Source organism: Streptococcus sp. 27098_8_22, assembly GCF_041432415.1.
Lineage (GTDB): Bacteria > Bacillota > Bacilli > Lactobacillales > Streptococcaceae > Streptococcus > Streptococcus pseudopneumoniae_M.
Genome location: NZ_JAPVZP010000009.1, coordinates 36,553 through 61,096, shown reverse-complemented (window position 1 = coordinate 61,096; position 24,544 = coordinate 36,553). Strand labels below are relative to the sequence as shown.

Sequence of the window (24,544 nt, the reverse complement as noted above, 5' to 3'; positions counted from 1 at the left end):
TCCTAAAAGATACGAGGGAATTACAATTCTTCCTTGTAGTCATAGCCAAGTTCTTCAGCTAATTTTGCGTATCCTTCTCGTTCCAAACGTGCCGCCAATTCTGGACCACCAGAAAGTACAACACGACCTTCCATCATAACGTGTACTACATCTGGCGTGATATAGTTCAAGAGACGTTGGTAGTGAGTAATGATCATAGCACCAAAACCTTGACCACGCATAGCATTAACACCTTTAGAGACAACTTTAAGAGCATCGATATCAAGACCTGAGTCAATCTCATCCAAGAGGGCAAAAGTTGGTTCCAACATCAAGAGTTGAAGAATTTCATTACGTTTTTTCTCACCACCTGAGAAACCTTCGTTGAGGTAACGTTCTGCCATTTCTTCTTTCATGTTGAGCAATTCCATTTTTTCGTCTAGCTTAGTGATAAATTCACGAACTGAAATCTTCTCATCATCTTCTTTACCAGCATTCATAGCTGCACGAAGAAACTCAGCATTGGTAATTCCAGGAATTTCTGATGGATATTGCATTGCAAGGAAAAGTCCCATACGCGCACGCTCGTCCACTTCCAACTCAAGGATGTTTACGCCATCAAACAAAACTTCACCTTTGGTTACTTCATAGTTTGGATTTCCCATGATAGCGGCTGAAAGAGTTGATTTACCAGTACCATTTGGTCCCATGATAGCGGCAATTTCTCCTGTTTTAAGGGTCAGGTTAACCCCTTTTAAAATTTCTTTTCCTTCGATTTCAACGTGAAGATCTTTGATCTCTAATACTGACATGATAATTCCTTTCTTTTCAATCCGTTTTACCATTTTCACTATAAAATTGTTCTTAGTTTTCTAGTAAAAAACGATAAAATATCAATAAATATACTTTAATAGTATAACAAAAAAAAGCCTAAAAGGCTTTAATTTTGTCTAGAAGCTGAGGGTTACTTCTTTCCACGAAAATGATCATCTATAGCGTTGACAATTTTACCCATAATATAGCTGACTCTAAAATTTCTTAGGATTAAAATAGCCCAAAGCAAGGCCACGATATACCGTTGCTCCATGATGGATTCATTAAAAAAATAAGTCTCAGCAGCAGTAAATAAGGCCATAATTATAAATTGTTGTCTGTTCATCGTATTATGTTACAAAATCCTTTTAATCTTCTGCTATAGTCACCTTATCCGCTAGAAATTCAAATCCTTGAGGAAGGACAGATTCTTCAACTTCTTCCTTAACCGGTTGACCTTGTGACGATTTAGCCTTAGCTGAGAAATCGGCTCTGACTTCTTTCCACTCGTCCATAGATATAGCAAGAATCTCTGGAGAAAAACCAGCTGCTTGACTAAGGATATTACCAAACATGGTGTTAAGATTATCACGTTTCATGGTCTGGCCAGCATTGAAGTTAGATTCAAATGCAAGAATGGCATGGCGTTCATTAGCCGCAACAGGTTGAGAACCAACTAAAAGTGCCTTATCAGGACCTGACAAGCTTTCAATAACTTCACCCCAAGCATTTTGAAGACGAATTAGATTGTGACGGGCTAAATCAGGATTTTCAACAGCTTCTTGAAGAATAGACTGAACCTTATTACGATCTACACGATAAATTGACTTGCTGTTAACTGGACGACTCGGTGTTGGTGTAGTCTGCTTAGGACTCGTATTAACATTTGCCAGAGCCTGTTTCAATCGCGCAACTTCATCTCTAAGTGAGGCTAATTCTCCACTTGTATCATCTGATAATGTTGGTTTTGAATCTATCTCTGCCAAACGAATGGTCATCATTTCAGCATAAATCTTAGGCTGTAAGCTAGCCTTGATATCAGCTAAACTACTTGTCGCAATTCCAATCATTTCAAACAAAACAGCCTGTGAAAGACCTAGGTTATCCTTAAAGAGATCACTATGGTGAGTATTCTCCCCACCAGTTTGGACAATCAAAATATCCCTTAGATACTGCAACAAATCCGTTACAAATCGTGTCATGCTTTTTCCGTTATCAAAAATCAAATTAAGATTTTCCAAAGCACGAGTCACATCTTTTTGCGCCAAGGCAGCCACATAATTATCCAAAGCACTTAGACTAATAGTCCCCGTAATTTCCTCAGAAACAGCTGTTGTTAATCTAGCATCTTGAGTCAAGCTCAATGCTTGGTCTAAAATGGACAAAGCATCCCGCATACCACCTTCTGCTCTACGAGCGATAATCTCAACAGCTTCAGTTTCATAAGCAATCCCTTCCTTCTCTAAAATATGGAAGATATGATCTCGAATATCCTGAGTTCTAATAGATTTAAACTCAAAGCGTTGAACACGAGACAAAATGGTTGCAGGAATCTTATGAAGCTCTGTCGTTGCTAAGATAAAAACAACATTAGGAGTTGGTTCTTCAAGAGTTTTCAAAAGGGCATTGAAGGCTCCTGTTGAAAGCATATGAACCTCATCAATGATATAGACCTTATACTGAGCTATACTTGGAGCATAGGTTGATTTATCACGGATATCACGAATTTCATCCACCCCATTGTTCGAGGCCGCGTCCATTTCGATAACGTCTTCCAAGCTACCGTCTGTTACAGCTTGACAGATATAACAGTTATTGCAAGGTTCTCCTCCCTCTTGATTAGGGCAGTTCATAGCCTTGGCAAAAATTTTGGCTACGCTGGTTTTTCCAGTTCCACGAGGCCCTGAAAAAAGATAGGCATGGCTGATCTTTTCCTGCTCTACAGCTTGTTTCAGAGTTTTTGCAACAATTTCTTGGCCTACTAACTGTGAAAATGTTTGACTTCTATATTTTCGATAAAGGGCCTGATACATTACACTTTCTCCTCAAACATTAAAAAATTCCATTCGGTTTTCTCTAACAAAATAGAAACAAACTCTTCTAGATATTTCTGATCCAACTCATCATAATCATCAACAAGAGATGAATCTAAATCTAAAACGCCCAAAAGACGTCCCTCTTTAACCATTGGCACAACAATTTCACTACGAGCACTACTATCGCAAGAAATATAGTTTGGATAGGTCTTTACATCACCAACAATAACTGTTTGAAGACTAGCCGCCGATTCTCCACAGACACCTTTTCCAAGAGCGATTCTGACACAAGAAACTCCGCCTTGAAAAGGACCCAAGATCAGTTCATTTCCATCAAATAGATAGAAACCTGCAAAAACAGTATTGGGAAAGCTTGTTTTTAGCAGAGCACTGGCATTTGATAGATTAGCCAACACATTTGGCTCTCCATCTAAAAGATAAGAGAGCTGTTCATTTATTGTTTGATAAAGTGATTCTTTTTCTGAATATAACATAAAACCATTATATCAAAAAATGCTAGTAGAAAAAAGAAAAATCCCTTGTTTTAAAAACAAAGGATTTTATTCAAATTCGAATGGATTAAAGTTCGATGTCTCCGAACAAGTCAGCCATTGAGAATCCTGTTTGAGTTTCAGGAAGTTCAAAATCACGTTTTTCTTGACGTTTTGGACGACGTGGACGTGGAGCGCGTTTTTCTTCTTTTTGTCCTTCTTCTTGAGCTGGACGTTCTTCAAGAGCTTTGATAGAAAGAGATACACGTTCTGCATCAGCATTAACTTCAAGAACTTTAACAGTAACTTCTTGACCAACTTTAAGAGCTTCTTTTGGATTTTCAATACGTTTGTGTGAAATTTGTGATACGTGAACAAGTCCATCGATACCTGGCAATACTTCAACAAATGCACCGAAGTCAGTCAAACGTTTAACTGTACCTTCTACAACATCACCTTTAGCCAATTTTTGCTCAACGCCATCCCATGGTCCAGGTGTTGTAGCTTTAAGTGAAAGTGATACACGTCCTTCTTCTTCGTTAAGATCAAGGATTTTCACTTCAACTTCTTCACCAACAGTTACAACTGATTTTGGTGAAACGTTACGTTCGTGTGACAATTCAGTCAAGTGAACCAATCCGTCAACACCACCAAGGTCGATGAAAGCACCGAAGCTTGTGATACGTGCAACTTTACCAGTTACAACATCACCAACAGCCAATTTACCAAATACTTCAGCACGAGCTGCTGCTGTAGCTGCTTCTACAACTTCACGACGTGAAAGGATGAAGCGGTTTTCTTTAGGATCAACTTCTTTGATTTTAGCATCAAACTCTTGACCTACAAAACGCTCAGTGTTACGTACAAAACGAGTATCCAACATTGAAGCTGGGATAAATCCACGTACACCTTCAAATTCTACTGAAAGTCCACCCTTAACAGCGCGAGTTCCTTTAACTGTAACAACTTCTTCTTCGCGTCCTACAAGTTTGTCCCATGCTTTGCGAGCTTCAAGGCGTTTTTTAGATACAAGGTATGTTACTGTATCAGTATCTTTACCAACTACTTGACGAAGTACAAGAACATCCAATACTTCACCTACTTTTACAAAGTCATTGATATCTGCATCGCGATCGTTTGTCAATTCGCGAAGAGTCAAGACACCTTCAACACCAGTTCCAGAGATTGCAACGTTAGCTTGAGTAGCATCAACTGTCAATACTTCAGCACTAACAACATCACCTGGCTCAACTTGGCTAACGCTATTTAGCAAATCTTCAAATTCGTTCATCTAAAAAATCCTCCAACAATCAAGTTTTTCTTAAACTTGACATACTTATAATTTTTTCCTAAGCACCCGCAAAGACATGTTATATCGTTCACGTCCTTCAATTATAAAAATAAAATACCCTAAGATATTTTTCTTTTTATCCTTGAATTTATTACCTAAGAACTGGGGTAGCTGGATTCGAACCAACGCATGAGGGAGTCAAAGTCCCTTGCCTTACCGCTTGGCTATACCCCAAAAGTGAAATGGAGAGAGAGGGATTCGAACCCCCGAACCCGAAGGAGCGGATTTACAGTCCGCCGCGTTTAGCCTCTTCGCTATCTCTCCAATGTTCAACAAAAACTATTATATCATGAAAATTTACAAAAAACAAGCTTTATTTTGCTAAATTATAGTTTTCAATCAAAATTTCCACAGCTTTTTCAAGTTTTTTATAAAAACTATCGACATTTCCATTCTTTATAATTGCGAATTGATTATCTAGTTCAGCAATTTCACCGATAATCTTTTTGCCAATGGTTAAAGTGTAACCTTCAAACTTTTCCTGACCAACTAAAACAGTTGCGTCTGTTAATTGAATTTCAATTTTTTTATCTTTTTTACTCATACCATACCTCTTTTCACTCTTCCTATTGTACAAGAAATTTAAAAAACTGGCAAGAAAAAACTCTTTATAAGGGCAGCCCTGATAAAGAGTTTTTGTGAGAGAATCTAATTTTTTAATCTAGGGAAGACTCATTGTTAGTGGGTTGTCCCACCCACTAATTTTATGTCCTTATCTTTATAATCTACGATAGCACCAATCGCAGCTTCGATACCTCTGACGATATCAGTTAAATTCATAGATGCTGTATTAGGCTTATTTACCACTTGTTTTGTCATATAAGGAATATGCATAAAACCTGCTCTCATATTGGGAAACTTTTTATCCGCTAAATAGAGAGCCTGATACATCAAATGATTGCAAACAAAGGTTCCTGCTGTATTGGACACTGTAGCTGGTAACCCTTCTTCTTTAATCGCTTGAACCATTGCCTTAATAGGTAGTGTGCTAAAATAGGCTGCTTGTCCGTCTAGGCGTATAGGAGTGTCAATCGGCTGATTTCCTTGGTTATCAGGAATTCTAGCATCATCTTGGTTGATAGCAACTCGCTCAGGAGTTAGACTAGCTCTTCCTCCTGCCTGTCCGATGCAAAGCACAGCATCTGGATGGTATCGATTTATTTCTGCTTCTAAAACCTCTGCTGATTGATAAAAGACCGTTGGGATTGCTACCCAATGAACCTCTGCGCCATGAATCTCTGACGGTAATGATTTAACAGCTTCCAAGGCTGGATTGACCTTTTCACCACCGAAAGGATCAAAACCTGTTACTAATATTTTCATTTTATTTCCTTTACTAAAATGCCAAAAAGTACATCAAAAATACATGAATGATAATCATGACAATAGCTACTCCTACCTGCGCTTTGATAACCCCATTTGGATCTTTCATATCCAGGAGAGCTGCCGGTAGAGCATTAAAGTTAGCCGCCATTGGAGTCAATAAGGTTCCACAGCAACCTGCAGTCATTGCTAGAGCTGTAGCCACGATTGGATCAGCTCCCAAGGCAAATACAAAGGGAACACCAATTCCAGCAGTAATAACCGTGAAGGCAGCAAATGCATTCCCCATTATCATGGAGAATAGAACCATCCCAAGGACATAAGCCACTACACCCATAAAACGACTACCCGAAGGAACTAGACCGCTGATTAAATGCGAAATCAAGTCTCCAACGCCCGCAACGGTAAAAATTGCTCCCAAAGCCCCTAAAAGTTGAGGCACAATCCCACTAGTTGAGACTTGCTGAACCATGCGATTGTTTTCTGCTAACAAACTTCTAGGAGAACTCTTAGTAATCAATAAAAGAGAGATGGTTGCGAAAAATGCAGCAAGACTGATAGCAATCTTACTAAACTCAGGAATTATTTTTGCTAATACTAAAGCAATCAAAGCCATCAGCATGACCGGAATAAAAATTTTATTCTTTAGTCGTTTAGCTTCAATGTTTGCCTTGACTTCATCCAGAGACGGTAAGGTTCCGATACGAACCTGTTTAAAGAGAGTTAGCAGGGCTAAGAGCACTACGATAACTCCAATACAGACAGAAGGTAGATAGGAACCACCGATAAAACTGATGCCCAATAAAGCCCAAAACCCAGCCGTTCCAAAGCGAACTGGGTTTGTTTTATCTTTATAGCTACAATAAGCCGTATGAAGGAATTGACAACCAATCACAATATAGGTCAACTCTAATAACTGTCTTGCTAGATTGGTCATTCTTCTTTTCCTTTACTAACCTTATTTGCTAGCAGTTTTCTATCAAACAAGTAATTGTAAATCCCAACTATAAATAGGGCAATTCCTGCAACTATAAGCGAAGCTGAAGCAATTCCTGCATAATTACTTTCGTAACCTAATTGGTCCAGTGTGCCCCCTATCAAGAGGACACCACCTGCACCAACGAAAGTGTTTTGAGCAAAGAAATTTGCAAAATTATCATTTGCTGCTGCACGCGCTTTTAGCGCTTCACTCTCTTGCTCCGTTAATTTTCTGCCTAATTGTGACTCTGCTGCCGCTTGTCCCATGGGTTGAACCAAAGGCCTTACAAACTGCGGATGTCCTCCTAGACGAATGGCAAAGAAACCATCAAGTTCCCGAAAAAAGAAATACACTGTATAAAAACTTCCAACTGTTAGTCCCTTTATCTTTTGAATCAAGTCAATCGAACGTTGCTTGAGGCCAAAAGTTTCAGATAAACCAACTAGTGGCAAGGTTACCATAAAAATCGTCAGAACTCGTTGATTACTAAATTCTTTTCCCAAAATTTCCAAGAACTCAACAAGAGAAACGCCAGAAACTAGAGCGGTAACTAAACTAGCTAAGACTACCGTTGCAATGGTATCTAACTTATAGATAAAACCAATCACAATGATAACTATCCCTATTAGTTTAATCCATTCCATATAGGCCCCTTTATTCCAAAAGTACTAGTCTGTTTTATTTGACATGACTTTCTAATTCTTTTTGGTATTTATTGTTTGATTCCAATTTTTCTTTTTGCCATTTTTCAAGAGCTGCTTGGTATTCTTTAGCAGATACAATCTCTTTTTGCAATTTCATTCCCTTGAAGATGTATGGATCACCCTTAATACCAACTTGTGAGTATGGTTTAGAGAAAGGAACAATGTTGCTGACAACTGGTGAACCACCTGATGAAGCTGTTGGCATCAAGAGAGAACTATCAGTGAGCCACGCTTGAGCTTTAGCATATTTTTCATATCTCTTATCCAAGTCGTTTGTCTCAGAAACCGCATCATCCAAGAGTTTCTTGTATTCGTCCAAACCTAGTTGAGCTACTACTTCCTTGTCTTTTCCTTTAGTGATACCAAGGTGTTTCATAGCAGAACCGGTCTTAGGATCCATGATATTGAGATAACTTGCTGGGTCTTGATAGCTTGGAGCCCATCCAGTACTGTTTAAGTCATAGTCTTTTTGAGCAGGAACACGTGCTTGAGATGTAATGCTTTCCTTCTCGTTATCAGTCATCTGAAGGACATCGATCACGACATTTTCTGAACCAAGAGTTGACTCGATTGATTGTTTAAAGGAATTGCTTTGTTGAACAGCAATTGTATCTGTTTGCTCAACTGGGACATCCAAGTGAATTGGGAAGGTTACACCTTTTGCTTCCAATTCTTTCTTAGCTTTTTCAAATGAAGCTTTGGCTTTATCAGGATTGTAGATAGTATCTTTTCCGTCTACAAGCTCAACACCTTTCCATTGGTCTCCATAGTTGACCAATTCTTTTTGAGCGATATCACCAAAGTTTTTACCACCAGATTGAACGAAATTGTCTGGTACTAAGCTATTACGAATAATCTTATCCGCACCATCTTCACCATTGAGCTGGGCAGCATAAGAATGACGGTTGAAGGCAAAATTGATTGCTTGACGGAAGTCTTTGTTCAACATTGCTTCTTTTGTAGAAGTTTTCTGTTCTTCACTTGTTTTCGCTGTCTTATTGAAAGATTGACGGTTTACGTTAAAGGTAAAGTAGTAACTAGTTGAATCTTGTGGGCTGTAAGTAATTTTATCTCCGTATTGTTCCAAAGTAGAAGCAAAGTTTGAGCTACTTGGGAAGAGGCGAGCTGTTGTGTAAACACCTGAAGAGAAGCTACGGATCAAGGATTCTTGGTCTGAACCATCATAGTAAGTTAATTTAACTTTCTCGATTTTAACCTTCTCTTTATCCCAATAATTTGGGTTCTTTTCATATTCGATTAAAGATTTTGAAGTCAATGTCTTCAAGATATATGGACCGTTATAAAGAATACCAGCTGGGCTGACCGTTCCGTAATTCTTACCTGATGCTTTGAGGAATTCTTCATTTACTGGCAACATAGTTGCTGAAGTTACTTTTGAATTCCAGAAAGTTTCAGGTGCGTTTAGAGTGTACTCAACAGTATAATCATCCACTGCCTTAACACCGACTGTAGAGAAATCGTTAGTCTCACCAGTCATATATTCATTCAAGCCCTTGATTGAGTTTTGAATAAGAGTGACACCGTCTGATTTACCATCTGCTACGTGTTTCAACCCTGTAACAAAGTCATGCGCAGTTACTTCAGCGTATTCTTCACCTTCTGAAGTATACCATTTAACCCCTTTACGAAGTTTATAAGTATATGTCAAACCGTCTTGTGAGACACTCCAATCCTCAGCGAGGGAAGGAATCAAATTCCCATATTCATCGTTTTCCAACAAACCATCAACGACGTTACCGATGATATCCGTTGTTGAAGTTCGAGTTGCGATACTGTAGTCCAAAGATGATGGGTCTACTCCATAGACATAAGAGAAAGTTGTAGGCGCATCTGCTTCCTTGTCAGCTTTCCCACAAGCTACAAGAAGAACTGCTGTACTCAGGACCACTCCTGCTGTTAACATCCACTTTTTCGTTTTCATAAAGATCTCCTTTAATAATTTTTAATCTACTTTTACAATCCAACCTTCTGGTGCTTCAATATCACCAAATTGGATACCTGTCAATTCATCGTATAGTTTACGAGTCACTGGACCAACCTCTGTCTCACTGTAGAACACATGGAAGTCATCACCGTGTTGGATTCCCCCAATTGGTGAGATAACTGCCGCAGTACCGCAGGCACCTGCTTCTACAAATCGATCCAAACTATCAATTGGTACATCCCCCTCAACAGGTTTCAAGCCCAAACGATGCTCCGCCAAGTAAAGCAATGAGTACTTGGTAATTGATGGCAAGATTGATGGGCTCAATGGCGTTACAAACTCATTATCAGATGTAATCCCAAAGAAGTTTGCTGAACCGACTTCTTCAATCTTAGTGTGTGTTGATGGGTCAAGATAAATAACATCTGAGAAATGACGGGATTTAGCCATTTTTCCTGGCAAAAGACTAGCTGCATAGTTCCCACCGACCTTGGCAGCCCCTGTTCCATTTGGTGCAGCACGGTCATACTCATCTTGAATCAAGAAGTTTGTTGGAACCAATCCACCCTTAAAGTAATTTCCAACTGGCATAGCAAAGATGGTAAAAATATACTCCTCAGCTGGTTTTACCCCAATGATATCTCCAACACCAATCAAGAGTGGACGGAGGTAGAGGGTTCCACCAGTTCCATAAGGTGGTACGTATTCCTCATTAGCACGAACAACGGCTTTACAAGCCTCTACAAACATTTCTGTTGGAACTTGTGGCATCAAGAGACGATCACAGGTACGTTGTAGACGTTTAGCATTTTCATCTGGACGGAAGAGTTGTACGCTACCATCCTTTGTACGATAGGCTTTCAATCCTTCAAATGCTTGCTGTCCATAGTGAAGACTTGGAGATGATTCTGAAATATGCAAGGTCGCATCTTCTGTTAATTCTCCTTGAGTCCATTGTCCATCTTTAAAATAAGCGATATAACGATAAGGTAGTTTCATATAGGAAAAACCGAGATTTTCCCAATCGATCGTAACTGTCATGACAATCTCCTTTATTCTAATCAAGCTTTGTGTTCTATTCTACACTATTCTCCTAAAAATTCAAGTATTATTTGTAATTTTCTGAAAATTTTACTTATAAAAAATCAGTCACTAGGACCGATTTTTAATTTTCTTTGATTTCTTTAAAGATTTCTTTGAGATAAGCATCAAAAACTTCTTCATCAGAAATAGTATCTGAGATAAAGCTTCCATTGCTTGTACGTTCTGATAGATTCAAATCTTGTAGGATTGATTCGTAAATCGTTCCATTATTTGATTGGATGACAAGCGTTTGCTCTCCATCTTCTACTTCTGTACTAAAGAGATCTCCAACAAATCCTTGTTCAGAAACTGCACCAGCAAGGAAGACACGATGTGGTTTACTCTTCAATTCTCTAAGAACTTGAAGACCGCGATTGGCACGACTAGTTGCTGGAATTTCCTCGATCGAAACGCGCTTAAGACTTCCACGATGCGTCAAAAGATAGAAAGATGAAGTGTTGCAGATAAAGGCTGCTTGTATCACATCATCTGCTTTTAGATTCATGGCTTTCACCCCTGCAGCTTTGGCACCGATAACTGGCACTTCTTCGATGTTAAATCGGAGGGCATAACCGTTTCGACTAATCAAGAGAACATCATCCAGTTTAATCGGAGCTACTGCTACAATCTGGTCAGTATCATCTTTCAACTTAGCATATTTGACAGACTTAGAGCGATAGGTTCTCCATGGAGAGAATTCTTTGCGTTCGACACGTTTGATTTGACCAAGGCGAGTCGCTGCAAAGTAAGTTGTCGCATCATCAAACTGATCCACAACTTCTACATAGATCACTTCTTCATTGGTTTCAAAGTTTGTAATAGACTGGCTTAAATGCTCTCCGATATCCTTCCAACGAATATCTGCTAACTCATGGACTGGTCGGTAAATGACGTTCCCAAGCGTTGTAAAGATTAAAAGATGCTGGGTAGTTTTCACATTTTGAACGAATAGCAATCGGTCGTCGTCCCGTTTACCAATTTCTTCAAGTGTTGAAGCTGCAAAGGAACGAGGGCTAGTACGTTTGATATAGCCCGCCTTAGTCACGCTGACGTAAGTATCTTCTTCAGCGATAAGACTAGCTGTATCAATCTCAATCACTTTTGCTGTATCTTCTAAAGTACTCAAACGTGGAGTCGCAAATTTCTTCTTGACTTCACGGAGTTCTTTCTTCATGAGATTGTACATGGTTCGTTCGTCACCGATGATAGCCGCAAGCATAGCAATTTTTTCGCGAAGTTCTGCTTCTTCTTCCTGCAAGACAACTACGTCTGTATTTGTCAAACGGTATAGCTGCAAGGTAACAATAGCTTCAGCCTGCTCTTCAGTAAAATCATAACTGACCTTGAGGTTTTCCTTGGCATCAGCCTTGTTCTCAGAAGCACGGATAAGAGCAATGACTTCATCTAAAATAGAGATGACACGAATCAAACCTTCCACAATATGGAGACGTTTTTCAGCCTTTTCCTTGTCAAAGCGAGAACGTGCCAAGATGACTTCACGACGGTGGGCAATATAACTCGACAAGATTGGCACAATCCCAACCTGACGAGGGGTGAAATTGTCAATCGCCACCATGTTAAAGTTATAGTTGATTTGCAAGTCAGTGTACTTAAAAAGATAGTTGAGAACAAGCTCGGTGTTTGCATCTTTCTTAAGTTCGATTGCAATGCGAAGACCGTCACGGTCGGACTCATCACGAACCTCAGCGATACCTGCTACCTTGTTATTGACACGAACTTCATCAATTTTCTTGACCAAATTAGCCTTATTAATCTCATAGGGAATCTCAGTGATAACGATTTGCTCCTTACCACCTTTCAGTTTCTCGATTTCAGTCTTGGAACGAACAACCACGCGCCCCTTACCAGTTTCATAGGCCTTTTTGATCTCGTCACGACCTTGGATGATAGCTCCTGTAGGAAAGTCTGGCCCAGGCAAGAATTCCATCAACTTATCGACCTTGGCACTTGGGTGATCAATCATGTAGACTGTCGCATCGATAACTTCAGCCAAATTATGCGGTGGAATATCTGTGGCATAACCAGCTGAAATCCCGGTCGAACCATTGACCAAAAGATTCGGAAAGGCTGCTGGTAAGACAGTTGGCTCTTTCTCCGTATCGTCAAAGTTCCAAGCAAAGGGAACTGTCTTTTTATCGATATCTTGAAGAAGGTAGCCTGCAATCTCTGATAAACGAGCTTCCGTATAACGCATAGCCGCAGGTGGATCTCCGTCCATTGAACCGTTATTTCCGTGCATTTCAACTAGAATCTCACGGTTTTTCCAGTCCTGAGACATACGAACCATGGCGTCATAGATCGAAGAATCCCCGTGTGGGTGGAAATTCCCCATAATGTTACCGACAGACTTGGCCGACTTACGGTAGCTCTTGTCAAAGGTATTGCCATCCTTATTCATAGAATAAAGAATACGGCGTTGAACCGGCTTCAATCCATCCCGAATGTCTGGCAAAGCCCGGTCTTGAATGATGTACTTGGAGTAGCGACCAAAGCGCTCTCCCATGATGTCCTCCAAGGACATATTTTGGATATTACTCATATAGGATACAAAGCCCGTAAAATGCAAAGTGAAAATAGGAAATTCATACAGTGAGCGATGCTCACAAGAGAATTTATCTTTTTCACACAGCATATAGGGCGTGTTCAACTCCTTTCAAAGAATGTAGAGTAGTTTTTTTATAGACAAAGGTGTTCAGTTACTATAAATAACCAAACTATCCTTGCTGTAGTTTAAAATACGTTTTAAAAGATGCGTCAGGAGTTTCCACACAGCATTTAGGGCGTGTTCAACTCCTTTCAAAGAATGTAGAGTAGATTTTTATACAGTGAAGGATACTTTACAGAAATTAGTCCTTTATTCATTTAAGATACAAAGGGACGTTTCGGCTTGCCGGAAATTTCTGTAGAAAAATAGGAAATCGATGCAGGGTTCGATGAACCCAAGGCGATTTATCTTTTTTCCTAAGTCTTAGTCCCGTGTTCAGTTACCTCTAGTAACCAAACTATCCTTTCTGTAGTTTAAAATACGTTTTATACAGTAAAGTTTTTTTACGGAAATCAGTCCCGTATTCAGGTTTCACATACAAGGTGAAGAATAATCTCATGTAAATAAACATGTTTGTATAATAGAAAATAGATTTAAAAATCGACTATTCATATTCCTTTTTCAATGCAGTCTTAACTTCCTCTTTTAACGAATTTAAAAAATAATTTTTAATTTTAATTACTTCATCTACAACAGAATCGTCTAAAAATAAAACTCTACCCGTCTGTGGTTCATGAAGTTTTTTTAATAAATCTTTTTTATTTGGCCAAATTAAAACTCTTCCTTTTGGAACGAATTGGTTATGTCCAGTGAACGGCAAAATAAAACTTTGGCCTTTTTTAAATGATTTATTAATCACTGTTAAAGTAGCGAATCCCATGACATCATCACCTAACACAACAACAATGAATGGCCTAATATCATATTCACTTCCTTTATTAGAATAATAACAGTACTCTCTGGAAATATTATATTTATACTTATCACCTTCAATTTCTGTTGATTTAAATTTTAGAACCCTTAAATTTTCAGGTTGCAAACCATGACTAGAGGTATTTAACTCAATCTTATTATCATCCTCTGAATAAATCAAATAGACCGTTGGATCATCTCCAAAATCACCTTCAAATTCAAAAGACTGAAACAAATAATAATTATATTTATAGTCATTTCTTGAAGTAATAGTCATTTTATAAATCACAGGGTGAGTAAATACCAAATTGTTTATTTTTGATTTTTGAATATATGCTAGTTGAGTATCATATTTAATATTATTTTTAAAACCAAATTCTTGCAATTGTTTTAAGAGTTCCTCTATTGAGGATACTATTTCAGAATTCGACTCTTTGTTTAATGTATTAAAAACATTTGTTATAACAGCAATATCTAACTGAGAAAATTGAGACATTTCTCTAACTATGTCAATCAATTTTGTATCCAGTTCATCCATCAAACTAATTGAAAAACTTTTATTGAAAATCTGAGGATACTGATCCTCCAAAGCGTTTTTAAAATCATCATAAGTCGCAAACTTACTTTTCAAGTGATATTCAATCATCAAAATTTCTTCAACGATATGGTTTGTTTCCCAAAATCTTAAAACATCTTCAAAATACGGATTATCTTTATGACGGTCTATCATATAATCTCGATAATCTTCGATAAATTTTTTTAAACTCTTTTTATCAGCCTTCTCTTGCAAACCTAGTGAATCATAAAATTGATTCCAAGAAAAATCCGCTATTTTACCAAACAAATATGAAGTAATTCCTAAATCTAAAAACATTATAATCCTCCGAATTGTTACTAAAAGGCTTCATCCTTATCAATGGAATTCTAATCTACTACTTTAAGCATCTTCTTTCCTCAGCATACTGAATCATCTTCTCAGCCACTTCCATATCATAATCAAAGCCCATCTTTTGGGCAAGGGACTGAGCCTCTTGATGGAAAAGTTCCATGGTAGCAAATAAAGACTGAGTAAGTTTTTCTATATTTGAAAAATTCAGTAGATTCGAGAATTCCTTCTCTTTCTCAGCAGGTAAATAGTTAAAGAGATACTTGTAGTTCTTACCGATGTCGATTCTTCCCCTATCACTGGCTACCTGCCAAGTTAAGACCTTCAAGAGTTCTTGTTGACAAATCCCATAGAGATGATCAGTGGCATAGAGAACTTGCTTGCGACAGATTCCCTTGACCACGTAGGCTGACACCCACCAAAATTCGTTGCAGGCATTTTCAAAATCTATCGCGCTAGCTGGGCTTGTCCAGAAACGCTCTGGACTCGGGGAATAAGGTTCAAACAATTCCTTCCTATCTTCTAAAACTGTGAATTCTGCCTCACTATCCACCCACTCTTGAATGTGGTCTTTGGGGCAAAGAGTCAAATCAATCCGATTGCCATCTTCAAAGAGCATAAGATAGAGATAACGATGACCGATAGTAACTTCTTGTTTTATGATGCGATTGCCAAATCGATCCAACCAAGAAAGGTCACTCGTCAGATTATCCAAATCCTCTACAACATAGATAACATCGTAATCTTGAAACTCATCTTTTGGAGCTTTTGTATCCGTTCGTGAACCAGATAGAGCGACAGCCTCAACTTGTAAAGTTTTAGCTGTTTGTGAAATCACATCAAGCATTTCTGTTTCTGTTCTCATGTGTTTCTCCCTCTTTTTCTATAAGGTAACATATTTATTATGTCGAACAGTTTCTTAAGATTTAAAAAGTTAGAAAAACTATACAAGCTCTATAAAACTAAATTTCTAAATATTTTCAATTATATACAAAAAAAAGTAATTCTTCTCTAGCTATCTTTATTCTTAAAAAATCATCAATTATAAAATTAGTACATTGAACATCGTCAAAGTTTGTCGAAAAATATTTTGATAAAGAGTTTACTGCTCTTAATAGTTTGTTAAAATAAGCTAGAGCCAACGGCGGAACTTCTTCAGTATTCAGATGATTAATTTCTGATTCAATTAAATCCTCAATTGCTGCGAATATTTCACCTATTTCATCTTCAATATTAGAAGATAAATTCTTTTTAGAATTAAAATCATTAATAGAATTCAAAAGTTTGTTATATTCCCATTCAAAATCATCTAGTGCTCTATAGAATATTGGGAAATCACTTTGTAATTTTAATAGATTTGACTTCCTTGATTGTCGAGCCATTTCTTTAAGTTCTCTTAAACTCTCTTCAACCTTTTTTTGAGTTTCAGATAGTTGCTTTTGTTGAGTTGTCAGTTCTACTATATTTTTCGCGATTGAAGATTGAATAATTTCTAGCTTTCGTTGTCGTTCATCAATTTCTTTAGTATCTTTTTTTGAAATCCAAGTTGCGTAAATTATAGGTATTAGAATTGAAAAACCACCTATACCTATTTGAATCCAATTGGAAATCCAATCAGTTGAATCAATGGCTTTAATCAATTCCTCAAACATTTCAACATTCATATTATAATCCTTGTGAATACTATGATTAAATTTAAAATATGGTTCATCGATAACCGAGTTGTTTAACTGTAGAAATTGACTTTATATATTTCTTGCTCTAATTGCTTTATAAAGTCGATAATTATCATAAGTTTTCAAATCTTTTAGTGATTTCAACTCATTTTTAACAATAATAACTAAAAATTTCTCCGTACTCAGCAACTTCTTTTTATATTTCTCACCACCATAATAATAACATTCTACTAGCCTATTGTAATCAATACCATCTTCATTTTTAAGAAGCTGCTCTTGGAAAATTTGTTGTGCTATTTCTTTGTTTTTAGAACTCTTAACTTCAAAATTTATTTGCAGTAAAGTTACCGTCAAAGTAAATAGAATTATCCCCCAGCTAACAACAAGCTCTAGCATACCTTCAGGTTTAATAATTTCTGGACTAAAAATCAATGTTAGAATTGAAGTTATTGCAAGTAAAGGAACAATAAGAGTATTTAGTGATTCAATCAAATAATTTGGGAAATGTTTAAATAGTCTCCAAAACTGAAGACCTGTAAATACCCTACTAAATATAAACACAACCATATTCAGTCTAGCATTAAAATACATCCAGTTTCCATTTTTCAGATATGGAAATAACCATAATGAGCTAAAAAACATCCAAAATTCAAATGGGATTACAATAAAAATAAATTTCTTAATTTTAGCTAGAAAAAATTTATTAAGAAATTCAAAAACGAAGTAAAAAAAGACAAGTATAACTATTAATACAAATATGAAGAAAATATTTTTTGTAATCTCATTTTCAAACCATTCAAAAATATGACTAAGTAATATAAAAACAACTAAGCAAACAAAAATTCCAAAAACTGATGTTATTGAACTATCATAAATCAACTTTTCTCTATTTTTAAAATCTTTATCAAATGATAAAACTCTCAAATCTTGATAATTTTTTATATTATTTATTAATGTCTCTTTCTCTCTTTGTGACAAAGCACTCATGCTTTTCATCTCAAATCACCATCTCCCCACTTTCTTCCAGCGTAAACTTGACATTGTCTTCGATCCACTTACGACGTGGTTCAACCTTGTCACCCATGAGGACATTAACGCGACGTTCTGCGCGTGCTAGGTCTTCAATCGTAACACGGATGAGAGTTCGAGTTTCTGGATTCATGGTTGTTTCCCAGAGTTGGTCCGCATTCATCTCACCAAGCCCCTTGTAGCGTTGGAGTGTGACTCCTTTGCCAAACTGCTTACGGAGTTCTTCCAGTTCTCCGTCTGTCCAAGCATAAGCCACTTCTTCTTTCTTTCCTTTACCTTTGGACATCTTGTAAAGAGGAGGAAGGGCGATATAGACATGTCCTGCCTCGACTAAAGGACGCATGTAGCGATAAAAGAAGGTTAAGAGAAGGGTTTGAATGTGGGCACCATCGGTGTCCGCATCGGTCATGATAATGATCTTGTCATAGTTGGCATCTTCAAGGGAGAAATCTGCCCCAACACCAGCACCTATGGTATAAATCATGGTGTTGATTTCTTCGTTTTTGAGGATATCTGCCATCTTGGCCTTGGCTGTATTGATCACCTTACCACGAAGAGGCAAAATAGCCTGGAACTTGCGATCACGACCTTGCTTAGCAGAACCGCCGGCAGAGTCACCCTCGACCAGATAGAGTTCGTTCTTAGCTGGATTTTTAGACTGGGCTGGCGTTAATTTACCAGAAAGCAAGCCCTTATCTTTTTTGTTTTTCTTGCCATTTCGGCTCTCATCACGCGCCTTACGCGCTGCTTCACGAGCGTCACGAGCCTTGATAGCCTTGCGAATAAGATTTGAAGCTAATTCTCCATTTTCCATGAGGAAGAAGGTCAACTTATCAGATACTATGCCATCCACAACAGGACGAGCCAGAGGGCTTCCAAGTTTGTCCTTGGTCTGTCCCTCAAATTGGAGGTGTTCTTCCGGAACTAGGATAGAAAGAACAGCTGCTAGTCCCTCACGATAATCTGAACCTTCTAGGTTTTTATCTTTTTCCTTGAGAAGTCCCGTCTTACGCGCATAGTCGTTCATGACCTTTGTAATGGCAGACTTGAGTCCCGTCTCATGCGTCCCACCGTCCTTGGTACGAACGTTATTAACAAAGGACAAGATGTTATCTGAAAATCCATCATTATACTGGAGGGCTACTTCTACTTGGAATCCATTGTCTTCGCCTTCAAAGTATAGGACAGGCGTCAAGGTTTCCTTGTCTTCATTGAGGTAAGAAACAAAATCCTGCACACCATTCTCATAATGGAACTCAATTGCTTCATCTGTTCGCTTGTCCGTTAATGACAAGGTTACATTCTTCAAGAGAAAAGCTGACTCATTGAGACGCTCTGAAATAGTATTGTACTTAAAGTCTGTCGTAGAAAAGATACTGGCATCTGGCATGAAGATCACTTTGGTACCTGTCTTAGACTTGGGTGCTGTCCCCACCTTTTCAAGAGTGGTGACTGGCTTGCCTCCATTTTCAAAACGTTGTCTATAAACTGCTCCATCACGAGTAATTTCTACCTCTAACCAACTAGAGAGGGCATTGACGACAGAAGATCCAACCCCGTGGAGACCTCCTGATGTCTTATAACCACCCTGACCAAATTTTCCTCCTGCGTGAAGAATGGTAAAGATAACCTCAACCGTTGGAATTCCCATAGCGTGCATTCCAGTCGGCATTCCACGTCCGTGGTCTTGAACCGTTAAACTTCCATCTTTATTGATTGTCACATCGATCCGGTCACCAAATCCAGACAAGGCCTCATCGACAGCATTATCGACGATTTCCCAGACAAGGTGGTGGAGACCAGCACCGTCAGTCGATCCGATATACATCCCTGGACGTTTACGGACCGCATCCAACCCTTCTAGCACTTGAATGGCATCATCATTATAATTGTTAATATTGATTTCCTTTTTTGACACAAGGAACCTCCTATTTGTTCATCTTTTCTATTTTACAGGTTTTCGAAGGATTTTGCAAAATTTTCTAGTTAAAAAGCCTATTCACAAGTCCTTTTTAGCAAAAAATCGTCCATCTTCACCAAAAAAAGAAACCAAGATATACATCTTAGTTTTCTTTTCCTTTAATTTGGCTTGTAGCCACGTCTTCACCAAACCATTTCTGGCTGATTTCTTGGAATTTTCCTTCTTGATAAAGTTCCTTAAAAGCTTTATTTAAATTTTCTAGCAAGGTCTTATCAGCCGGTCTAACTCCAACTGCAAAGGATTCACTCTCAAAACCAGCTGGGAAAATCTCATACTGGTCTAAGATTCCTTCAGTTTCAAGATAATAATTGGCATAAACACGGTCAATTAAAAGAGCATCAATCCGGTCATTTTGCAGGTCAATCAAGGCTTCATTAAAACTCTGATATTGGTTGGCTTTTTGATCTTTTACAATGTTTTTCAAGAGTTCTGGCTGAGCTTCGAAATCTATATAACCAGAGGAACCTGCTTGGGCTCCCAAAATCTTACCTGCCATATCAGACACAGATTGGATATTTTGCGATTTTTTAGAGACTAGAACTTGTTGATTTTCCATGTAGGGAATTGTAAAAGCTACCTTCTCACGGCGTTCATCTGTTGCGGAATATCCATTCCAGATAGCATCAATAGTACCGTTTTGAAGTTCTGTTTCCTTCATATCCCAATCAATGGGTTGAAACTGTACCTTGAACCCCAGTTTCTCAGAAACAGCCTGGGCTAAGTCAATATCAAATCCGACATATTGGCCATTCTTTTCTTCAAACCCCATAGGAACAAAGGTATTGTCAAATCCAATAGTAATGCTTCCTTGTTGTTGGTATTTGTCCCAATTATCGACTTTGGGATCACTAGCTTTTTGCGTACATCCTACTAGGAAAAAAGCTAGAAAGAATACCAAAACAAGACTGATTTTCTTTAGATTCATAGACACCTCCTACTTAGGCTCTACTTTGAGAATCTGGTCAGCAATATTCTCTGCAAACTGGAGGTCGTGGGTCACGACAATCTGCGTCATGCCTAAGTCTCGATTTTGTAAAATCAGTTTTTCAACTTCGAGACGCAACTCTGGATCAAGGGCAGAAGTTGGTTCATCATATCCAATCACTTCAGGATCTATCATCATAGCGCGTGCTAAGGCAACCCGTTGCTTCTGACCACCAGATAATGAGTATGGATAAGCGTCTGCATGAGCTTCGAGTCCCAGACGAGTGAGTAAGTCGATTCCCTTCTTCTTAGCATCTGCTTCAGACATCCCCATAGTATTGATAGGTGACAAAATCAAGTTTTCCATAACGGATAAGTGAGGAAAAAGCTGAAAATCTTGAAAAACAAAACCTAACAAGTGGCGCTTTTCAAGTTCATCCAATGGTAGGGATGCTCCATTATAAAAGATCTCTCCTGAATCAATAGTTTCAAGTCCAGCTAACATTCTGAGCAAGGTAGTCTTCCCACCACCAGATGGACCAACAATAGCTAAAATCTGCTTTTCAGGAATTGTTAAACTGAAATTGGATAAAATTTCTTTTTTTCCATATTTTTTACTGATATTTCTTAACTCTAACATGGATAACCTCCTATCTATAGTAGCTGAATTTTTTCTCAAGTTTCTTAGCTAAAATTGTAACAACACCAATCATAAGCAGATAAATAGCCCCTGCTAGAAACATTGGGATCAAGCTAGCATCACGATTGGCCGCAGTACGACTGGCTAGGATTAAATCTGAAATACCGAGCGCATAGACCAGAGAAGTATCCTTAACCAAACTCATAACCTCGTTAAATACACTTGGTAGGACAATCTTGGTCACCTGTGGCAAAATGATATAGCGAACGGTATCAATAGGATTAAATTTCAGAACCTTAGCTGCTTCGTACTGCCCCTGAGGAATGGTTGCAATTCCTCCACGGAAAATTTCAGCAAAGTAGGCTGCATAATTAAGCGTGAAGGCAATAATCGCTGCAGGCACACGGTCGAGTCGAATTCCGATACTTGGTAGGACATAATAAATAAAAATTAGTTGCAAGAGCAAGGGTGTCCCGCGCATCACCCAGATATAAACATCAATTATGTAATGGAGGGGTTTCCAATGGACCTGTAAGCAAAAGGCAACAAAAATGCCTAAAGGGATTGAAAAAAGTAAGACCAGTGCAAAAACTTGTAAAGTCATTGTCGCACCGCTCAATAAACTTGGTAATATCTCGAATAAGTAAGACATATTCCACCTCCTAAAAATAATTGTTCCTATTATAGCATAAATAAACACAAAATCAAGGATTTTCAGAAATTTCCATGAATTTTTAAAACTTTAGCCTTAATTTCCGAACAATAGTGTTCATGAGAAAATTTTTCTACTTACATAAAGTATCAGATGTCACAATTTGAGAAAAGATTCCTTTCCGTTTCTCTCCTATTTCATGGTATAATAGAAGCATGATGACAATAGTATTATTAATTTTAGCTTATTTATTGGGTTCTATCCCTTCAGGACTGTGGATCGGTCAAATCTTCTTTAAGATTAATCTAAGAGAACATGGTTCTGGTAATACTGGAACGACCAATACCTTTCGAATCCTAGGTAAGAAAGCGGGTATGGCAACCTTCGTGATTGACTTTTTCAAAGGAACCATCGCAACCTTGCTCCCACTTATCTTTCATGTTCAAGGAGTTTCACCTCTAGTCTTTGGCCTTTTAGCTGTGATTGGGCATACCTTCCCAGTATTTGCAGGCTTTAAAGGAGGAAAGGCTGTCGCAACTAGTGCTGGAGTCATTTTCGGATTTGCTCCTCTATTTTGCCTCTATCTAGCAGTTGTTTTCTTCGGCACTCTTTATCTAGGAAGTATGATTTCTCTCTCTAGTGTTACTGCTGCCCTTGCTGCTGTACTTGGGGTTATCCTCTTTCCACTTATCGGTTTCCTACTGCCAAGTTACGATTTATTATTTGTAGTGATTATCCTAGCCCTCGCAAGCTTAATTATCATTCGCCACAAGGATAATATCAATCGCATTCAAAACAAAACTGAGAACCTAGTTCCTTGGGGACTAAATCTCACCCATCAAAAACCAAAAAAATAAAGAGTCTGGAACAATAGTCTCTTAGTACCAAAAAAAGCAACGGATTTGCCGTTGCTTTTTGCATGGTTGCGATAGTCTTGGTAAAATAGAATTGCACAATAAACCATTTAGAAAGGCTATCCCATGCATATTCACTATAACACAAATCAAACAACTTTACCACTGGAAATCAGTTCTTTCTTGCCACAAGACCATCTCGTTTTTACAATTGAAAAAGTGGTGAATTCCTTGGAGGATCGTCACTTCCACGCCTTCTATCATGAATTTGGTCGCCCGTCTTATCACCCTAAAATGCTTGTAGCTACTCTTCTATTCGCCTATTCACAAGGGATTTTCTCTGGACGAAAAATTGAAAAAATGATGATTGAAAATCTCGCCATGCAGTACCTAACAGAACAGTTAGTTGTCAGCTATCGCACTATCAATCGTTTTCGAGTCGCTGAAGGGATGGAAGAACTCATTCGTAATCTTTTCATCGACCTCAATCTTCGTTTAAAAATGGAAGAGTTAGTGACCTTAGATTGCTTGTTTATTGACGGGACTAAGATTGAAGCCAATGCCAACAAGTATAGTTTCGTGTGGAAGAAAGCGACAGAGAAATTCTCCGCCAAACTTCAAGAACAGATACAGGTCTATTTTCAGGAAGAAATCACTCCCCTTATCCATCAAGCTATCGAACTGGATACACAAGAGCCTATCTCCTCAGAGCAGTTGCTTGCATTCTCTCAAGTCCTTGAAGAAGAATTGGCAAAACTGAACCAAGACATTGAGGAGACACCCGTTAAAGGGAAGGATGAACGTAAAACTCAACGTCGGAGACTCAAGAAAGTCTTGCGTAAAGTCAAGGAGGATTTTTCAGTACGTGCTGAAAAATATGAGAAGTATCAGGGGACATTTGAGGGGCGTAATAGCTTTTCAAAAACAGATACAGATGCCACTTTTATGCGGATGAAAGAAGACCATATGAAAAATGGTCAACTCAAGGCTGCTTATAATCTTCAAATCGCTACTGAAAACCAATTTGTTCTTCACTATGATGTCTTCTCAAATCCGACAGATACCAAGACTCTTCTGCCATTCCTTGAAACCTATCCACATGACGTAAAGACAGTTGTCGCAGATGCTGGATATGGAAGTGAAGAGAATCTCCTTCGTTTAGATGAAAAGGGGGTGAACCATCTGATTAAATATGCCATGTTTGACAAGGAACAGAAAAGAGGGTATACACAGTCGGCTAAAAACTTAGCGAATTGGCACTATAATGACAAGGAGGATAGCTACACACATCCTGACGGTTGGTGCTATCGTTTTCATCATATCAAACATCAGAAAACACAGACGAACTTTCAACAGGAAATCAAGGTTTACTACGCTGATGAACTTGAATCAACCCCTCAAAAGAGACTGTATATGAACGAACGCTATCAGCACTTAAAAACTAAAGAATGTCAGGCGCTTTTATCTCCCGAAGGTAGACAGATTTTCGCTCAACGTAAGATTGATGTGGAACCTGTCTTTGGGCAGATAAAGGCTTGTTTGGGTTACAAGAGATGTAACTTGCGAGGTAAGCGTCAAGTGAAAATTGACATGGGATTGATACTCATGGCCAATAACCTCTTAAAATACAATAAGAGAACGACTCAAAATTAAAAAGCTAGAGTTCCGCAATTGGGAACCTCTAGCTTTTTTGTGGCTGAGAACTATTTTGTCCCAGGCT

The 24,544-nt window shown here is 38.3% G+C and carries 22 protein-coding genes, 2 tRNA genes and 1 pseudogene; 2 read left to right on the top strand and 23 right to left on the bottom strand.

Annotated elements, in window-relative coordinates:
• Nucleotides 1-20 precede the first annotated feature (20 nt).
• From sufC to O3633_RS08735, 22 genes are all read right to left on the bottom strand, one after another.
• On the bottom strand, nt 21-791 hold the full coding sequence (gene sufC, locus O3633_RS08840) for a Fe-S cluster assembly ATPase SufC (protein ID WP_301559335.1): 771 nt from the start codon (nt 789-791) through the stop codon (nt 21-23).
• Nucleotides 792-943: 152 nt separating this feature from the next.
• Nucleotides 944-1,138 carry a DUF3272 family protein gene (locus O3633_RS08835; protein WP_001081607.1) on the bottom strand — a complete coding sequence of 65 codons (195 nt, stop codon included), beginning with the start codon at nt 1,136-1,138 and terminating at the stop codon, nt 944-946.
• A 22-nt stretch (nt 1,139-1,160) separates the two neighbouring features.
• On the bottom strand, nt 1,161-2,825 hold the full coding sequence (dnaX, locus tag O3633_RS08830; RefSeq protein ID WP_371621041.1) for a DNA polymerase III subunit gamma/tau: 1,665 nt from the start codon (nt 2,823-2,825) through the stop codon (nt 1,161-1,163).
• A complete protein-coding gene (gene msrC, locus O3633_RS08825; RefSeq protein WP_371621040.1) occupies nt 2,825-3,322 on the bottom strand; it encodes a free L-methionine (R)-S-oxide reductase MsrC in 498 nt (165 codons plus the stop codon). The genes dnaX and msrC overlap by 1 nt, the downstream gene beginning before the upstream one ends.
• Nucleotides 3,323-3,407: 85 nt before the next feature.
• Complete coding sequence (gene rpsA / locus O3633_RS08820) at nt 3,408-4,610, bottom strand: 30S ribosomal protein S1 (protein ID WP_001001618.1); 1,203 nt, start codon at nt 4,608-4,610, stop codon at nt 3,408-3,410.
• Between the two features lie 162 nt (nt 4,611-4,772).
• A tRNA-Gln gene (locus O3633_RS08815) sits at nt 4,773-4,844 on the bottom strand.
• A gap of 9 nt (nt 4,845-4,853) precedes the next feature.
• Nucleotides 4,854-4,934 (bottom strand) — tRNA-Tyr (locus tag O3633_RS08810).
• A gap of 49 nt (nt 4,935-4,983) precedes the next feature.
• Nucleotides 4,984-5,214, bottom strand: coding sequence for a DUF2969 domain-containing protein (locus tag O3633_RS08805; RefSeq protein WP_000037109.1), 231 nt, complete (start codon nt 5,212-5,214; stop codon nt 4,984-4,986).
• Nucleotides 5,215-5,348: 134 nt separating this feature from the next.
• Nucleotides 5,349-5,993, bottom strand: coding sequence for a pyroglutamyl-peptidase I (gene pcp / locus O3633_RS08800; RefSeq protein WP_371621039.1), 645 nt, complete (start codon nt 5,991-5,993; stop codon nt 5,349-5,351).
• A gap of 13 nt (nt 5,994-6,006) precedes the next feature.
• On the bottom strand, nt 6,007-6,930 hold the full coding sequence (locus O3633_RS08795; RefSeq protein ID WP_371621038.1) for a DUF979 domain-containing protein: 924 nt from the start codon (nt 6,928-6,930) through the stop codon (nt 6,007-6,009).
• Complete coding sequence (locus tag O3633_RS08790; RefSeq protein WP_045763732.1) at nt 6,927-7,616, bottom strand: DUF969 domain-containing protein; 690 nt, start codon at nt 7,614-7,616, stop codon at nt 6,927-6,929. The genes O3633_RS08795 and O3633_RS08790 overlap by 4 nt, the downstream gene beginning before the upstream one ends.
• A gap of 34 nt (nt 7,617-7,650) precedes the next feature.
• A complete protein-coding gene (locus O3633_RS08785; protein ID WP_075231267.1) occupies nt 7,651-9,618 on the bottom strand; it encodes a peptide ABC transporter substrate-binding protein in 1,968 nt (655 codons plus the stop codon).
• Nucleotides 9,619-9,639: 21 nt separating this feature from the next.
• Nucleotides 9,640-10,662: a branched-chain amino acid aminotransferase gene (locus O3633_RS08780; RefSeq protein ID WP_371621037.1), complete on the bottom strand. Its 1,023-nt coding sequence runs from the start codon at nt 10,660-10,662 to the stop codon at nt 9,640-9,642.
• Between the two features lie 124 nt (nt 10,663-10,786).
• Nucleotides 10,787-13,264, bottom strand: a complete 2,478-nt coding sequence (gene parC, locus O3633_RS08775; RefSeq protein WP_371621036.1) for a DNA topoisomerase IV subunit A — start codon at nt 13,262-13,264, stop codon at nt 10,787-10,789.
• Between the two features lie 610 nt (nt 13,265-13,874).
• On the bottom strand, nt 13,875-15,056 hold the full coding sequence (locus O3633_RS08770; RefSeq protein ID WP_049530415.1) for a hypothetical protein: 1,182 nt from the start codon (nt 15,054-15,056) through the stop codon (nt 13,875-13,877).
• A gap of 58 nt (nt 15,057-15,114) precedes the next feature.
• Nucleotides 15,115-15,933 carry an aminoglycoside 6-adenylyltransferase gene (locus tag O3633_RS08765; protein ID WP_049530416.1) on the bottom strand — a complete coding sequence of 273 codons (819 nt, stop codon included), beginning with the start codon at nt 15,931-15,933 and terminating at the stop codon, nt 15,115-15,117.
• A 115-nt stretch (nt 15,934-16,048) separates the two neighbouring features.
• A complete protein-coding gene (locus tag O3633_RS08760; protein WP_049530417.1) occupies nt 16,049-16,732 on the bottom strand; it encodes a hypothetical protein in 684 nt (227 codons plus the stop codon).
• 81 nt (nt 16,733-16,813) lie between these two features.
• Nucleotides 16,814-17,740: a hypothetical protein gene (locus tag O3633_RS08755; RefSeq protein WP_371621035.1), complete on the bottom strand. Its 927-nt coding sequence runs from the start codon at nt 17,738-17,740 to the stop codon at nt 16,814-16,816.
• A gap of 1 nt (nt 17,741) precedes the next feature.
• Nucleotides 17,742-19,691 (bottom strand): DNA topoisomerase IV subunit B, encoded by a 1,950-nt coding sequence (gene parE / locus O3633_RS08750; protein WP_371621034.1) that lies wholly within the window; start codon nt 19,689-19,691, stop codon nt 17,742-17,744.
• Between the two features lie 145 nt (nt 19,692-19,836).
• On the bottom strand, nt 19,837-20,679 hold the full coding sequence (locus tag O3633_RS08745) for an amino acid ABC transporter substrate-binding protein (RefSeq protein WP_049530419.1): 843 nt from the start codon (nt 20,677-20,679) through the stop codon (nt 19,837-19,839).
• A gap of 9 nt (nt 20,680-20,688) precedes the next feature.
• Entirely contained in the window at nt 20,689-21,318 is a 630-nt protein-coding gene (locus O3633_RS08740; protein WP_371621033.1) for an amino acid ABC transporter ATP-binding protein, read from the bottom strand.
• A 10-nt stretch (nt 21,319-21,328) separates the two neighbouring features.
• Nucleotides 21,329-21,970 carry an amino acid ABC transporter permease gene (locus tag O3633_RS08735; protein WP_371621032.1) on the bottom strand — a complete coding sequence of 214 codons (642 nt, stop codon included), beginning with the start codon at nt 21,968-21,970 and terminating at the stop codon, nt 21,329-21,331.
• A 215-nt stretch (nt 21,971-22,185) separates the two neighbouring features.
• Here O3633_RS08735 and plsY point away from each other — a divergent pair, with 215 nt between their 5' ends.
• Nucleotides 22,186-22,827, top strand: coding sequence for a glycerol-3-phosphate 1-O-acyltransferase PlsY (gene plsY, locus O3633_RS08730; protein WP_248035440.1), 642 nt, complete (start codon nt 22,186-22,188; stop codon nt 22,825-22,827).
• On the opposite strand, the pseudogene O3633_RS08725 reads toward plsY, so the two are convergent.
• A pseudogene (locus O3633_RS08725) lies at nt 22,809-22,990 on the bottom strand (hypothetical protein). The gene plsY and the pseudogene O3633_RS08725 sit on opposite strands and share 19 nt — an antisense overlap.
• On the opposite strand from O3633_RS08725, the gene O3633_RS08720 reads away from it, so the two are divergent.
• On the top strand, nt 22,951-24,477 hold the full coding sequence (locus tag O3633_RS08720; protein ID WP_371621031.1) for an IS1182 family transposase: 1,527 nt from the start codon (nt 22,951-22,953) through the stop codon (nt 24,475-24,477). The pseudogene O3633_RS08725 and the gene O3633_RS08720 sit on opposite strands and share 40 nt — an antisense overlap.
• The last annotated feature ends 67 nt before the right edge of the window (nt 24,478-24,544 follow it).

What these genes read in the sequence shown, in the direction of transcription:
- sufC (WP_301559335.1), bottom strand. Translation starts at nt 791, where the DNA reads ATGTCAGTATTAGAGATCAAAGATCTTCACGTTGAAATCGAAGGAAAA.
- O3633_RS08835 (WP_001081607.1), bottom strand. Translation starts at nt 1,138, where the DNA reads ATGAACAGACAACAATTTATAATTATGGCCTTATTTACTGCTGCTGAG.
- dnaX (WP_371621041.1), bottom strand. Translation starts at nt 2,825, where the DNA reads ATGTATCAGGCCCTTTATCGAAAATATAGAAGTCAAACATTTTCACAG.
- msrC (WP_371621040.1), bottom strand. Translation starts at nt 3,322, where the DNA reads ATGTTATATTCAGAAAAAGAATCACTTTATCAAACAATAAATGAACAG.
- rpsA (WP_001001618.1), bottom strand. Translation starts at nt 4,610, where the DNA reads ATGAACGAATTTGAAGATTTGCTAAATAGCGTTAGCCAAGTTGAGCCA.
- O3633_RS08805 (WP_000037109.1), bottom strand. Translation starts at nt 5,214, where the DNA reads ATGAGTAAAAAAGATAAAAAAATTGAAATTCAATTAACAGACGCAACT.
- pcp (WP_371621039.1), bottom strand. Translation starts at nt 5,993, where the DNA reads ATGAAAATATTAGTAACAGGTTTTGATCCTTTCGGTGGTGAAAAGGTC.
- O3633_RS08795 (WP_371621038.1), bottom strand. Translation starts at nt 6,930, where the DNA reads ATGACCAATCTAGCAAGACAGTTATTAGAGTTGACCTATATTGTGATT.
- O3633_RS08790 (WP_045763732.1), bottom strand. Translation starts at nt 7,616, where the DNA reads ATGGAATGGATTAAACTAATAGGGATAGTTATCATTGTGATTGGTTTT.
- O3633_RS08785 (WP_075231267.1), bottom strand. Translation starts at nt 9,618, where the DNA reads ATGAAAACGAAAAAGTGGATGTTAACAGCAGGAGTGGTCCTGAGTACA.
- O3633_RS08780 (WP_371621037.1), bottom strand. Translation starts at nt 10,662, where the DNA reads ATGACAGTTACGATCGATTGGGAAAATCTCGGTTTTTCCTATATGAAA.
- parC (WP_371621036.1), bottom strand. Translation starts at nt 13,264, where the DNA reads ATGAGTAATATCCAAAATATGTCCTTGGAGGACATCATGGGAGAGCGC.
- O3633_RS08770 (WP_049530415.1), bottom strand. Translation starts at nt 15,056, where the DNA reads ATGTTTTTAGATTTAGGAATTACTTCATATTTGTTTGGTAAAATAGCG.
- O3633_RS08765 (WP_049530416.1), bottom strand. Translation starts at nt 15,933, where the DNA reads ATGAGAACAGAAACAGAAATGCTTGATGTGATTTCACAAACAGCTAAA.
- O3633_RS08760 (WP_049530417.1), bottom strand. Translation starts at nt 16,732, where the DNA reads ATGAATGTTGAAATGTTTGAGGAATTGATTAAAGCCATTGATTCAACT.
- O3633_RS08755 (WP_371621035.1), bottom strand. Translation starts at nt 17,740, where the DNA reads ATGAAAAGCATGAGTGCTTTGTCACAAAGAGAGAAAGAGACATTAATA.
- O3633_RS08745 (WP_049530419.1), bottom strand. Translation starts at nt 20,679, where the DNA reads ATGAATCTAAAGAAAATCAGTCTTGTTTTGGTATTCTTTCTAGCTTTT.
- O3633_RS08740 (WP_371621033.1), bottom strand. Translation starts at nt 21,318, where the DNA reads ATGTTAGAGTTAAGAAATATCAGTAAAAAATATGGAAAAAAAGAAATT.
- O3633_RS08735 (WP_371621032.1), bottom strand. Translation starts at nt 21,970, where the DNA reads ATGTCTTACTTATTCGAGATATTACCAAGTTTATTGAGCGGTGCGACA.
- plsY (WP_248035440.1), top strand. Translation starts at nt 22,186, where the DNA reads ATGATGACAATAGTATTATTAATTTTAGCTTATTTATTGGGTTCTATC.
- O3633_RS08720 (WP_371621031.1), top strand. Translation starts at nt 22,951, where the DNA reads ATGCATATTCACTATAACACAAATCAAACAACTTTACCACTGGAAATC.